Below are 13127 nucleotides of genomic sequence, written 5' to 3' on the forward strand. Positions count from 1 at the left end.
CATAATGAATGCCATACCTGATAAGGGGGAGATGCCAATGACGCACGCGGAGCATGCGCCAGACCACTATTACGTACCCACACAAAGCCACTGGCCAATCATTGCCACCATCAGTCTGTTTACATTGATGTTGGGTGGGGCCACGCTGCTGAATGGAGGGGGCAGCACGCTGCTGCTGACCGGGTTTGCACTCATTGTGATCACCATGTTCGGCTGGTTCAGCACGGTGGTCCGCGAGAGCGAGAAGGGGCTTTACAGTGACCAGATGGACCGATCCTTCCGCTGGGGAATGGGCTGGTTCATCTTTTCCGAAGTGATGTTCTTCGCGGCATTCTTCGGCGCCCTGTTTTACGCACGCACCTATTCGGTACCGTGGCTGGGCGGGGAAACCAACCACGGCGTGCTGACCCACGGCCTGCTCTGGTCCGGCTACGAAGCGGTTTGGCCCACCAACGGGCCGAGTGATGTCGGTGGTTTCTTCGCGCCGATGCATCCTTGGGGATTACCGGCCATCAACACCCTGATCCTGCTCAGCAGTGGCGCGACGCTCACTTGGGCGCATTGGGGACTGATCGAGGAGAATCGCTCGCAATTGCTGAAAGGCTTGGCGGCGACAGTCGCTTTGGGCGTGCTGTTCCTTTGCCTTCAGGCCTACGAATACAGCCATGCCTACCATGCCTTGCACCTGACCCTGGGTAGCGGTATCTATGGGTCCACCTTCTTCATGATCACCGGATTTCACGGTTTGCACGTGACCATTGGGGCGATCATTCTGGCGGTGATGCTATTTCGTAGTTTGGCTGGACACTTCACCCCGCAGCGGCATTTTGCCTTTGAGGCGGCGGCTTGGTACTGGCACTTCGTGGATGTGGTTTGGCTGGGATTGTTTATCTTCGTCTATTGGTTGTAAGTCGCGGTGTTTCCGGCTACAGGCCATGCGGGGAAATGATCCCGGTGGCGTAGGCCAGCATCAGTAGGACGAACAACCCGATCGATAGCACGATCCGCACGGTCAGCGCCTTGACCGTGCGGGGGCTGCGCCGCCCTCCATCGCGAATCAGGAAGACCAACCCGGACCCCAGACTAGCGAGAATCATCAGCAGAATGAGGATGACGATGATCTTGAATATCATGGATGGCGCTGTTCCGGTCGGGGAGGGGATAATTGTCGCGAGTATACCCGAAACGGGCGAGCCATTGACGGCGCGTCCCACAGCGAGGGTTTGACGCGGAATGCGATTTGGAGCATGGCATTTCTGTCCGGGCCGCGCGTCCACCATCGCCGTGCTCTTGTTGTTGCCCGTGTTGCTGATGTTGGGTTACTGGCAGCTGGACCGAGCGGCGCAGAAAGCGGAACTTCAGACCACTTTCGCCAAGCGGTTTGCACAGCCGCCGGTGGATCTGACCGGAGTCGACCCCGCCGATTCCAGCAATCGTTACCTCCATGTGGTCGCTAGCGGTCGTTACGACGGCGCGCATCAAATGCTGCTGGATAACCAGGTGCATGACGGTCAGCCGGGTTACCATGTGCTGACTCCACTGCGAATGGCTGGAGACGCTATCCTGATCGACCGTGGTTGGGTGCCGCTGGGAGAGTCCCGGCAAGTGTTGCCGGATATCGGAGCGTCCACGGACGACATAACCATCGGCGGTTGGCTGGCGCAGCCTCCGTCCCCGGGCTTGCGCTTGGGCGATGCGGCTGGAGCTGACCAGCACTGGCCGCGAGTGGTGCCTTATGTCGATTACCAACGATTATCCGCAATCCTCGGATATCCGTTGCAACCGGCGGTGATTCTTCTGGTTCCGGAAGCCCCAGGAGGCTACTGGCGTGACTGGCGACCCCAGTTCGGCGGTTTTGGACCGGAACGCCATCGCGGTTATGCCGTACAATGGTTTGCTTTGGCGGTGGCCTTGATTATTCTTTACATCTTTGCCAGCGTGCGCCGGTTGCCGCGTTCGGAATGAGCCCTGCGATGAGTGTCGATTCGGTTTCAGTCAATCCCCCTTCAAGTCCAGCGTCTTGGCGGCAGCGGTTGTTCCTGCTGTTGGTCGTTGCCTGTTTTGCGCTGCCGCTGGTGACTGCCTGGTTGCTGGTTGACCATTGGCGGCCCGCGGGTTCCGTGCAGCACGGTGAATTGCTGGATCCGGCGCATCCCCTGAACTTGCGGTTTGATCTGGCGGAGAAAAATCGCGTCGACAACGCGACGTTGCGGGGCCGCTGGGCACTGGTTTATCTCGGTTCGGCCGAGCAATGCGATTCGCGCTGCCAAACCGCTCTATACGACATGCGGCAAGTACGCTTGGCGCTGGGCAAGGATATGAGCCGGGTAGTCACCCTGTTGCTGTTGGATACAATGCCCGAGGATGGATTGCGCCGGTGGCTGAGCACCGAACACGCAGCCATGCTGCTGGGTTGGGCCGACGCCAAGATCCGAAACTCCCTGCCCGAAGCGTTCGGCCAGCCGAGGCTGTCCGGCGATTGGGTCTATTTGCTGGATCCGCTGGGCAACCTGCTGATGCGCTACCCGATTACGGTCGATCCGAGCGGCATACTCAAGGATCTGAAACGGTTGCTGCGCTTATCCGAGATTGGATGACACATGCGGTCAATGACTTTCCTGCGTTTGGCTTGGGTCACGTTGGCGCTGACCTTCGTAGTGGTGGTGCTGGGTGCCTATGTGCGGCTGTCGGATGCCGGTCTGGGCTGTCCGGACTGGCCTGGGTGCTACGGGCACCTGGATGTGCCGGACCAAGTCGAACAGATCGCCGCGGCCAATGCGGTTTATCCTCATCGGCCGGTGGAGCCTGACAAGGCATGGAAAGAAATGATCCACCGTTATTTTGCCGGCACCCTGGGGTTGTTGATTCTGGCGTTGGCGGTTCTGGCCTGGCGTCGGCGGCGCGAGCCAGGTCAGCCGGTCGCACTACCGCTGGCCTTGCTGGGGTTGGTCGTCTTTCAGGCGCTGCTCGGCATGTGGACGGTAACCTGGCAGCTGAAACCGGTGGTGGTCATGGCGCACCTGCTGGGCGGCCTGACAACGTTGAGCCTGCTGGCCTGGCTGGTTTTACGGCAGGGTCGCTACGGGACAAGTGACCCGCTGACTGTCGGCGATCGGGCACTGCGGGGTTTTGCCGCGCTGGGATTGCTGCTGCTGGTGGGGCAGATTGCACTGGGCGGTTGGACCAGCGCCAATTACGCCGCGCTGGCTTGCCCGGATTTTCCGACCTGCCAAGCTCACTGGTGGCCGCCGCTGGATTTCCGGGAGGCGTTCACCCTGTGGCGAGGACTGGGGATTTCCTACGAAGGTGGTGTGCTGGGTAACGATGCCCGGGTGACCATTCATATGATGCACCGTCTGGGTGCCTTGGCGGTGCTGCTCTATCTCGGTTGGCTCGTCTGGCGGTTGCTGGCTCCATCCCGAAGTCGAAACCTGCGGATGATCGGTTTGGCGATCGCGGTTTTGCTCTGTGTCCAACTCGGCCTCGGAATCGCCAATGTGCTGATGCGGCTGCCGCTGCCGGTGGCGGTTGCCCACAACGGCGGTGCCGCGTTGCTGTTGCTGGCGTTGGTGACGCTTAATTATTTGCTCCGGCCGGAAACCGCCCGATGATGTCCACCACTATTCAGACCCTGCGTGCTGGATTCCGCCGCCATGGGCGAGACTATCTGGAACTGACCAAGCCGCGAGTGGTTGCCCTGATTACGTTCACCGCGATGGTTGGCATGTTGCTGGCGACCCCGACGATGGTTCCGTGGCCGATCCTGCTGTTCGGGTCAAGCGGTATCGCGCTGATGGCCGGCTCCGCCGCCGCCATCAACCATCTGGTGGATCGGCGGGTGGACGCCATCATGATGCGTACCTGTCGCCGGCCTTTGCCCAGCGGCCAGTTGGAGGCATGGCAGGTGCTGAGCTTCGCCCTGGCCATCGGCACGCTGGGTTTGGCTTTGCTGTTGGCGTTCACCAACCCATTGACGGCGGTGCTGACTTTTATCTCGTTGATCGGTTATGCGGTGGTTTACACCTTGTTCCTCAAACGGGCGACGCCGCAGAACATCGTCATCGGCGGCGCGGCCGGCGCGGCCCCGCCGCTACTGGGCTGGACGGCGGTGACCGGTCAGGTCGATTCGGGCGCGCTGCTGCTGTTTTTGATCATCTACGTCTGGACCCCCCCGCATTTCTGGGCGTTGGCGATCCATCGCCGCCGCGATTATGCCGACGCCGACATCCCCATGTTGCCGGTGACGCACGGTGTCGCTTTCACCCGGTTACACATTCTGCTGTATACCATTCTGCTGTTTCTGGTCACATTGCTACCCTTCCTGACCGGCATGAGCGGCTGGATTTACTTGGCTGGCGCCGTCCTGTTGGGCATCCGTTTTCTCAGTTATGCGGCCCGCTTGTTCGCGACCGGCGACGATCGGCTCGCGCTGCCGACATTCGGGTTTTCCATCGTTTATCTGTTCGGGTTGTTCGCCGCGCTGATGCTGGACCACTACTCCTCCCTTCTGTTCGAGTGGCTCTAGCTCCGAAACAAGCCGCTTCCCAAGGTTGGGTCCCCAAGACCGGTTATTTTTCGTAATATTAGCTAATGCTGATTGAATAAACCCTTTGCTCATTAGTAGAATAGACCGCCGTCCAGACCCACTGGACCCACTTCCACAACAATGATAAGCATCGGAAAACACCCGAAAAGCTTCTAACTTATGGCTTGCTAAGGAGACTTGGAGATGGCCCAAAGCTCAGCATTGCCGGTCGAGCAATATAATTACGACATCGTCCGCAAGTTCACCATCGTGGCCATGGTGTTTGCGGTGCTCGGCATGAGCGTCGGCGTTTTTATCGCCAGCGAACTGGCCTGGCCCTTCCTTAATTTCGATATTCCCGCCCTGACGTTCGGCCGGCTGCGTCCGGTTCACACCACACTGGTGATCTTCGGTTTTGGCGGCAGCGCGCTGTTTGCCACCTCTTATTACGTGGTCCAGCGGACTTGCCAGGCGCGGCTGGCCTTTCCCTGGCTGGCCGAGTTCACTTTCTGGGGCTGGACCGGCGGTGTGGCGCTGGGCGCGTTGACTTACATGCTGGGCATCACGCAGGCCCGTGAATACGCGGAATTTGAGTGGCCGCTGGACATCGCCATCACGCTGGTCTGGGTATCCTACTTCGCGGTCTACGTGGAAACCCTGCGTCGCCGAAGCCAGCCGCATATCTACGTGGCTAACTGGTTCTATCTGGCGTTCATTCTGGCCGTCGCCCTGTTGCACATCTTCAACAACCTGGCGGTGCCGGTGAGCCTGACCAAGTCCTATAGCCTGTTTGCCGGCGTGCAGGACGCCATGACTCAGTGGTGGTACGGTCACAACGCGGTGGGCTTTTTCCTGACCGCCGCCTTCCTCGGCATGATGTACTACTTCGTGCCCAAGCAGGCCGGTCGGCCAGTCTATTCCTACCGCTTGTCGATCATCCATTTTTGGGCGCTGATTTTCCTGTATATGTGGGCCGGTGGTCACCATTTGCATTGGACCTCACTGCCCGATTGGGTTTCGACTCTGGCCGCGGCCTTCTCCATCCTGCTGTTGATGCCCTCCTGGGGCGGCATGATCAACGGTATCATGACCCTCTCGGGTGCCTGGGACAAACTGCGTTCCGACCCGATCATGTTGTTCCTGATTACCTCGCTGTCGTTCTACGGTATGTCCACCTTCGAAGGTCCGCTGATGTCGTTGAAGAGCGTCAACGCCCTGTCGCACTACACTGACTGGACCATCGGCCATGTGCATTCCGGCGCGCTGGGCTGGGTGGCATTGGTCACCTTCGGTTCTTTCTATCACCTGATCCCGCGCTTGTGGGGCGCCAAGATGTATAGCCAGACCCTGGTCTACGTCCACTTCTGGCTGGCCACCATCGGCATCGTGCTGTACATCACTTCGATGTGGGTCGCCGGCATTGGCCAGGGACTGATGCTGCGCAGTTTCGACGACTACGGCAACCTGGCCTACACCTTCATCGAGACGGTCGAGTTCATGCATACCCCGTATGTGTGGCGGGCCTTGGGCGGCGCGTTCTTCGTCGCCGGGGTGTTGGTCATGGTCTACAACATGGTGATGACCCTGCGGGTGGCCCAGCGCGAGCAGGCGGCCATCGAGGCCAAGCTGGCCGCGAAAATGGCGAAAGCCTGAGCGGATGATAGCGGAGATAATCAGCGATGCGACATGAACATATCGAAACCAATTCTGGCCTGATGATCGTGCTGATCCTGCTGGTGATCAGCATCGGCGGCCTGGTGGAAATCGTCCCGCTGTTCTACATCAATGAGACGGTCGAGAAGGTGGACGGAGTGCGTCCCTACACCCCGCTGGAGATGCGCGGCCGCGACATCTACGTTCGCGAAGGCTGCTATCTGTGCCATTCCCAGCAGATCCGCCCGTTCCGCGACGAGTGGCTGCGCTACGGCCATTATTCGCTGGCGGCGGAATCGCAGTACGACCATCCGTTCCAGTGGGGCTCCAAGCGTACCGGTCCCGACTTGGCGCGGGTGGGCGGCAAGTATTCCAGCCAGTGGCATGTGCAGCACTTGAAGGCGCCGCGCTCGGTGGTGCCACAATCCATCATGCCCAACTATCCGTGGTTGCTTGAGACCGATCTGGATTATTCCGATTTGGCCGCTCGAATGGGCGCTCTGCGGGTAACCGGAGTGCCGTATTCGCTCACCCAGCAGGAATACGACGCCAATGTCGAGCGGTTTGGCCAGGAGGTTGCCGACCAGTTGGATATCAGCCAAGCGCAGGACAGTCTGATGAAACAAGCGCACGAGAAGGATTTCGACGGTATTCCCGGTCGGATCACCGAGATGGAAGCGCTGGTCGCGTATCTGCAGGTATTGGGTACCATGGTGGATTTCACCAAGTACGACGAAGGCTACTTCACTACGTTCCGCTAACGATCTGAACCGTGCCCCCTCTCAAGGGGCCGGATGGAGTCTCTGCCTGATGTTTGACTGGCTGATGTGGTTCACTCACATGGAGAATTCCAAGCCACTGGCGCTGGTGCTGTTTTTCGGAGCCTTCTGCGGCGTCTTGATTTATGTCTTTGCCAGCAAGCGCCGCGCCAATCGGTTGGAATCCTACAAATACATTCCGCTTGACGATGATGGCCCGTTGCAGCCCAGCACATCACAGGCCGAGCACCATTCCCAATCCCGTAAGGTGATGGACAATGAGTGACAACACCCCCCCCAATGTACAACAACAATCCAGCGCGGTTCAGACGACGGGCCATGCCTGGGACGGCGACCTGCAAGAGTATAACAACCCGCTGCCTCGTTGGTGGTTGTGGTCTTTTTACGCCACCGCGGTGTTTTCGGTTCTGTATTGGTTCATCTATCCGTCCTGGCCGGTGGGGGATACCTGGATCAAGGGCTTTGGCACGGTAAGTTACGCCGTGACCGATAAGGTGACTGGCAAGGAAGAAGAGCGCGAGTATCGCTGGAACACCCGTGCCCTGTTACTGGAAGATCTGGGTGCCGCCACCAATGATCCGCGCCGCAAGGACATGTTGGCGAACGTGCGGGCGGCCAGTTACGACCAGATCGTCAAGGACCCCAAAATGATGGAGTTCGTCCGTTCGGTCGGCAAGGGCCTGTTCGGCGATAACTGCGCGGCTTGTCACGGTCGCGGCGGCCAGGGTGTGGTCGGCATGTATCCGAATCTGACTGACGACGACTGGCTGTGGGGTGGCGGCATGGACCAGGTCCACCAGACCCTGGTGCAGGGCCGCAAGGGTTTCATGCCTGCGTTCGGAGCCGTGCTCAAACCCGATCAACTGGACGATGTGGCCGAGTACGTGCTGACTCTGTCGGGTGAAACGCAGCCGAGCGAAGCGTCCGAGCGTGGCCAAGCGATCTTTCAGGGTCAGGTCGGCGGTTGCTACTACTGCCATGGTGCTGACGCCAAGGGTCTCCAGTCGCAGGGCGCGGCCAACCTGACCGACAGGATCTGGGCCATCGCCGATGTCCCGGCGCAAAAGTCCGTGCAGGACAAAAAGGCGGCGATCAAGAACTTCGTCGCCAAGGGTGTAAACAATACCCGTATCATGCCAGCGTGGAAGGATCGCCTGTCTCCGACCGATATCAAGTTGCTTGCGGTTTACGTGCATCAGTTGGGCGGTGCCCAGTAAGGCATCGCGGCGGATACGCAGTGATCGGTCGAAGTTCACCCCCCGCGCTGGGGGGTGAAGCGTTTATGGCCCCGGTTTTTACCGGCATCCCGATTTTTTCTCGCACCGTTGCGAACCGCCATGGTTGATGGATCGCAATGACGCTGGACTTTGGAAGCGGCCAACATCATTGTTTGCGCCGTTTCAACCGTCAGTTGGGTGGACCATGTCCGAAGAAAGCAACCCGCTTTATCAGAAGCGTATTCAAATCTATCCGCGCTCCGTCAAGGGGCGCTTCCGTAATCTCAAGACTGGGATTCTGGCTCTGGCGTACGTCGTTTATTATCTGTTGCCCTGGTTGCGTTGGGAGCGGCCGAACGCGCCGAATCAGGCGATCTTGTACGATTTGCCGGGGCGGCATTTCTATATTTTCGATCTGGTCATCCAGGTACAGGATATTTTCTGGTTGGCCGGGGTGCTGATCATCTTCGCGATCCTGCTGTTTTTCGTGACCGGCATCGCCGGTCGGGTTTGGTGCGGCTATTTCTGCTTTCAGACCTTGTGGACCGACCTGTTCATGATGGTCGAGCAATGGGTGCAGGGGGAACGCCCGGCGCGGATGCGGTTGGACAAGGGACCGTGGAATCGTGAAAAGCTGCTGAAGAGAGGGGGAACATATGCCCTGTGGCTACTGATCTCGCTTTGGACCGGTTTGACCTTTGTCATGTACTGGGTCGATGCACCGACGCTGGTGACCGAGATGTTGCTGGGGAGCGCACCCTACGCGGCCTATTTCACCACCTTCTTCCTGGCGACGACCACCTTTGTCATGGCCGGCCTAGCACGCGAGCAGGTTTGTACCTACATGTGCCCCTATGCGCGGTTTCAGAGCGCCATGTTCGACCACGACACCTTGATCGTCTCCTACGACGAACGGCGGGGCGAGGGCACCCAGGGTCGGAGTAAGCTGGGCAAGGGCTTGAAAACCCGTGAGGAGCGGCAGGCGCGGGGCGTGGGCGACTGCATCGATTGCGGTTACTGCGTTCAGGTCTGTCCCGTGGGTATCGATATTCGCAAGGGATTGCAATACCAATGTATTTCCTGTGCGTTGTGTGTCGATGCCTGCGACACCATCATGGACAATCTAAAATGGCCGCGCGGCTTGGTGCTCTATACCTCCGAGAACGCGCTGAACGGCAAGAAGACGCGCCTGCTCAAGCCCAAGACCATCGGTTATGGTGTGATCCTGACGGCGGCGACCACCGTTCTGATCTGGAGCGTGCTGACCCGCGCGCCCTATTCCGGCACGGTGGAACAAATTCGCCAGCCACTGTACACCCAGTTGTCGGATGGCAGCATTCGCAATAGCTATGAAATCAAGCTGAACAACAAACTCACGGCGCCGATGACCGTCGGCATTCGTATCGAAGGGCTGACCGGCGCGACTCTGAACATGGACGGCATGGAGCGGCTCGAATTGGAGCCGCAGGAGCGCATCAAATTATTGGCCCGAGTCCAAATTCCGCCGGTCGGAAGAAACGACTCGCCCGGTGACCAGGTGACCTTCATTATCGAACCGTTGGCGGGCGTGCGGGCCGAACCCATCCGGCGGCAAGTGCCGTTTTATACTCCGGAAGGCGGTCGATGAGCCATCTGTTGCTCAGCCTCGGGGTCGGCGCGGGGCTGATCGTATGCGCCAACCTCGGACTGGTTCGTTTCGCGCGCTGGAAAGCAAAGCAGGCCGCCGCCGTGGTGGCGTTGGTGACCGTGGGTCTGTACGTGCCATACAGCATCATCCGCTGGCCGGGCGGCGATGTATTCGCGATCCATCTGGGGATTTATCTGCTTGCTTCCCTGGCTTGCGGAATGCTGCTCGGTACCCGCGCCGCTGGTCGGGGGCTGCATTGGGGGCCGACGGCGATCATTGGTTTCTTCATTTTCGTGGCGGTGTCGGGCGCGGTGTTCGTTTCGGTCGCCGAGCGTGGACTCAATTCCACGCTGTGGAGCTGGTTGTTTCCCGAGCCTGGCGACCGACACACGGTCACCTCAATGTTTCCCGGTGTGATCGCGCGCGATTTTCATAAGAAGGAATCGCTGTACAACCAATACTTGCAGCAGGTCGAGCGCCAGCGGCAACGCGGCTGGCAAGTTCACAAGGGTTGGTTGAACGAGCCGATCGTCGGCCAACCCGCGTTGTTTCGGGTCACGGTGCAAACCCGCGACGGCGATCCGGTCAGCGGCGCGACCCTGGGCGGGCGGTTTCTGCGACCCTCCACCAGCACGCTGGATGTGGATTTTAGCCTGACCGAAACCACGCCGGGTCGCTATGAAGTCCAAGTGAACTTACCGGTTCCGGGTCATTGGGATTTGGTGTTACAAATCCGCAAGGGAGAGGAGTTGCACGAAATCCAGGCCAACACTCAGGTGCGGGATCGCTAGCCCAGTCGCGCCGATGCTTCGTCGCTCGTCGTCCTGTCTCGCATAACGACCCGAATGACCGCCCCGATGTCCGTAACCGCCGAGTCGCAGGCGCCAAGTGGCTCAAGCGAAACCGCCTGTTTCCACTGCGGTTTGCCGGTGCCGCCGGGCGCGCCTTACGCCGTGGTGATCGATGGTCAACGTCAGCCGATGTGCTGCCACGGCTGCGAGGCGGTGGCGGAGGCCATCGTGGCCGCCGGTTTGACCGACTTCTACCGCCATCGCACCACCTCCTCGCGCCGCCCGGAAGATCTCATTCCCGAGTCGTTGCGCGGTTTGGAGTTGTACGACCGGCCGGATCTACAGAAGAGTTTCGTCCGTGCCGACGGCGAACATACCCGCGAGGCCGCGCTGATTCTGGAAGGCATCGTTTGCGCCGCCTGCGTCTGGCTCAACGAACGCCACGTCAACGCCTTGCCCGGCGTACTGGAATTTCGGGTCAATTACTCCACCCACCGCGCCCGGCTGTGCTGGGACGAGCGCCAGATCAAACTGAGTCAAATCCTGGAAGCCATCGCCGCCATCGGCTACATCGCGCATCCTTTCGATCCCAGTCGGCAAGAGGCCCTGCAGAAGCGCGAGCGCGCCGTGGCCCTGCGGCGACTGGCCGTGGCCGGGCTGGGTTCGATGCAGGTAATGATGCTGGCGGTGGGCCTGTACGCCGGTGAATACCAGGGAATGGAAATCGGGATGCGCGACTTTCTGCGCTGGATTTGTCTGGTGCTGGCGGTGCCGGTGGTGGCCTATTCCGCCCAGCCGTTTTTCGGTGCCGCCTGGCGCGATGTGCGCCGCCGGCAACTCGGTATGGACGTGCCGGTATCGCTGGCGGTGCTCGCTGCCTTCGTCGCCAGCATCTGGCACACCTGGCAAGGAGATGGCGAGGTCTACTACGACTCGGTCACGATGTTCGTGTTCTTTCTGTTGAGCGGCCGCTTTCTGGAAATGACCGCCCGTCATCGGGCCGGACAGATTTCCGAAGCACTGGTGCGGATGCTGCCGGCCAGCGCCACCCGGCTGGATAGCGATGGCGTCGAGCAGGTGGTGCCAGTCGCGGAGCTGGCGCCCGGTGATCGGGTACTGGTGCGGCCGGGGGAGACCATCCCCGCCGACGGGCGCGTGGAGGAGGGAGCCAGCAGCGTGGACGAATCGCTGTTGACCGGCGAGAGTCTGCCGCTGTCCCGCCGGCGCGACGACGCGCTGATCGGCGGCGCGCTCAATGTGGAAAGCCCGCTGGTGATGCGCATCGAAAAGGTCGGCGCCGAGACCGTGCTGTCGGCTATCGTCCGCTTGTTGGATCGCGCGCAGAGCGAAAAACCGCGACTGGCGCTGCTGGCCGACCGCATCGCCGCCTGGTTCGTCGCCGCGCTGCTGGCGGTGGCGGCGGTGGTGTGGCTGGTCTGGTGGTCGTTGAGCGATTTCGATACCGCCTTTCGCATTACCCTGGCGGTGCTGGTGGTCACTTGTCCCTGCGCCCTGTCGCTGGCCACGCCGACCGCCATTGTGGCCGCGACCGGTGCATTAACCCGCTTGGGCGTGCTGACGACTCGCGGGCATGCGCTGGAAACGCTGGCGCGGGCCACGCTGGTGATTTTCGACAAGACCGGCACCCTGACTTACGGTCGGCCGCGGGTCGCGGCGGTGGAGCCGGAAAGCGGCCTGGAGGCGCGGCGCTGTCTGGCGCTGGCGGCGGCGTTGGAGCGCGGTTCCGAACATCCGGTCGGTCGTGCCCTGGCGGAAGCCGCCGGCGTCGCGGTTCTGATCGCCACGGATCTGCGCAACAGTCCGGGCGACGGGGTCGAGGGCTGGATCGAGGGCCGATGCTATCGGGTTGGCCGTGTCGAGTTTGCCGCTGGATCGAGCGGCGCGGCGGTCGTCGGGCGCGCCGATCTCGACGCCGCCAGCACCTGGGTGGCGCTGGGCGACGATACGGGGCTGCTGGCCTGGTTCCAATTGACCGATACCTTGCGGCCTGGCGCGGCGGCGGCGGTGGCGGGCTTGCAGGCGCGCGGGTTGCGAGTGTTGCTGCTGAGCGGCGACCGGTCGGAAGCGGTGGCCCATGTCGCCCGCGAGGTTGGCATCGCCGAGGCGGCGGGCGGGCTTTCCCCACAGGACAAATTGGAGCGACTGCGAGAGTTGCAACGCCAGGGCGCGGTGGTGGCGATGGTGGGCGACGGTGTCAACGATGCCCCGGTGTTGGCGGCGGCCCAGGTGTCGCTGGCGATGGGCAGCGGCACGCAACTGGCTCATGCCACGGCGGATATGATTCTGCTGTCGGAACGACTCGAACATCTGGTGCGCGGCGTGGATACGGCGCGGCGAACCCTGATAATCATGCGGGAGAATTTCGCCTGGGCGATCGGGTACAATCTGATTGCACTGCCGCTGGCGGCCGGCGGCTGGCTGACGCCCTGGATGTCGGCGCTGGGCATGTCGTTCAGTTCGCTGCTGGTGGTGGTGAACGCGCTGCGGCTCCGGCAATCCTGAGAGGAGAATGGC

Annotated in this window: 13 protein-coding genes; 12 read left to right on the forward strand and 1 reads right to left on the reverse strand. The window is 60.9% G+C overall.

Annotated elements, in window-relative coordinates; translation table 11 throughout:
* Nucleotides 1-37: 37 nt before the first annotated feature.
* On the forward strand, nt 38-910 hold the full coding sequence (locus IPM89_00525; GenBank protein ID QQS54395.1) for a cytochrome c oxidase subunit 3: 873 nt from the start codon (nt 38-40) through the stop codon (nt 908-910).
* Nucleotides 911-926: 16 nt separating this feature from the next.
* On the opposite strand, the gene IPM89_00530 is transcribed toward IPM89_00525, so the two are convergent.
* Nucleotides 927-1133 carry a twin transmembrane helix small protein gene (locus IPM89_00530; protein ID QQS54396.1) on the reverse strand — a complete coding sequence of 69 codons (207 nt, stop codon included), beginning with the start codon at nt 1131-1133 and terminating at the stop codon, nt 927-929.
* A gap of 100 nt (nt 1134-1233) precedes the next feature.
* Between IPM89_00530 and IPM89_00535 the strand changes: the two genes are divergently transcribed.
* The 11 genes from IPM89_00535 to cadA all read left to right on the forward strand — a co-directional run bounded on the left by IPM89_00535 (nt 1234) and on the right by cadA (nt 13115).
* Complete coding sequence (locus IPM89_00535) at nt 1234-1965, forward strand: SURF1 family protein (GenBank protein ID QQS54397.1); 732 nt, start codon at nt 1234-1236, stop codon at nt 1963-1965.
* Between the two features lie 8 nt (nt 1966-1973).
* Nucleotides 1974-2597: a cytochrome oxidase assembly protein gene (locus IPM89_00540; protein ID QQS54398.1), complete on the forward strand. Its 624-nt coding sequence runs from the start codon at nt 1974-1976 to the stop codon at nt 2595-2597.
* 12 nt (nt 2598-2609) lie between these two features.
* The gene (locus IPM89_00545; GenBank protein QQS55721.1) at nt 2610-3611 is read left to right on the forward strand and encodes a COX15/CtaA family protein; all 1002 of its coding nucleotides are present in this window, start codon (nt 2610-2612) and stop codon (nt 3609-3611) included.
* Nucleotides 3611-4525 (forward strand): protoheme IX farnesyltransferase, encoded by a 915-nt coding sequence (locus tag IPM89_00550; GenBank protein QQS55720.1) that lies wholly within the window; start codon nt 3611-3613, stop codon nt 4523-4525. Before IPM89_00545 ends, IPM89_00550 begins: the two co-directional genes overlap by 1 nt.
* Nucleotides 4526-4729: 204 nt before the next feature.
* Nucleotides 4730-6178 (forward strand): cytochrome-c oxidase, cbb3-type subunit I, encoded by a 1449-nt coding sequence (ccoN, locus tag IPM89_00555; GenBank protein QQS54399.1) that lies wholly within the window; start codon nt 4730-4732, stop codon nt 6176-6178.
* 26 nt (nt 6179-6204) lie between these two features.
* Nucleotides 6205-6939 carry a cytochrome-c oxidase, cbb3-type subunit II gene (gene ccoO, locus IPM89_00560; protein QQS54400.1) on the forward strand — a complete coding sequence of 245 codons (735 nt, stop codon included), beginning with the start codon at nt 6205-6207 and terminating at the stop codon, nt 6937-6939.
* Nucleotides 6940-6988: 49 nt separating this feature from the next.
* Nucleotides 6989-7222, forward strand: coding sequence for a cbb3-type cytochrome c oxidase subunit 3 (locus IPM89_00565; GenBank protein QQS54401.1), 234 nt, complete (start codon nt 6989-6991; stop codon nt 7220-7222).
* Nucleotides 7215-8174: a cytochrome-c oxidase, cbb3-type subunit III gene (gene ccoP, locus IPM89_00570; GenBank protein ID QQS54402.1), complete on the forward strand. Its 960-nt coding sequence runs from the start codon at nt 7215-7217 to the stop codon at nt 8172-8174. Before IPM89_00565 ends, ccoP begins: the two co-directional genes overlap by 8 nt.
* A gap of 205 nt (nt 8175-8379) precedes the next feature.
* Nucleotides 8380-9801 (forward strand): cytochrome c oxidase accessory protein CcoG, encoded by a 1422-nt coding sequence (ccoG, locus tag IPM89_00575; protein QQS54403.1) that lies wholly within the window; start codon nt 8380-8382, stop codon nt 9799-9801.
* Nucleotides 9798-10592 (forward strand): FixH family protein, encoded by a 795-nt coding sequence (locus tag IPM89_00580; GenBank protein QQS54404.1) that lies wholly within the window; start codon nt 9798-9800, stop codon nt 10590-10592. The genes ccoG and IPM89_00580 overlap by 4 nt, the downstream gene beginning before the upstream one ends.
* A gap of 54 nt (nt 10593-10646) precedes the next feature.
* Nucleotides 10647-13115: a cadmium-translocating P-type ATPase gene (cadA, locus tag IPM89_00585; protein ID QQS54405.1), complete on the forward strand. Its 2469-nt coding sequence runs from the start codon at nt 10647-10649 to the stop codon at nt 13113-13115.
* Nucleotides 13116-13127 lie beyond the last annotated feature (12 nt).

Source organism: Candidatus Competibacteraceae bacterium (assembly GCA_016699715.1).
Lineage (GTDB): Bacteria > Pseudomonadota > Gammaproteobacteria > Competibacterales > Competibacteraceae > Competibacter.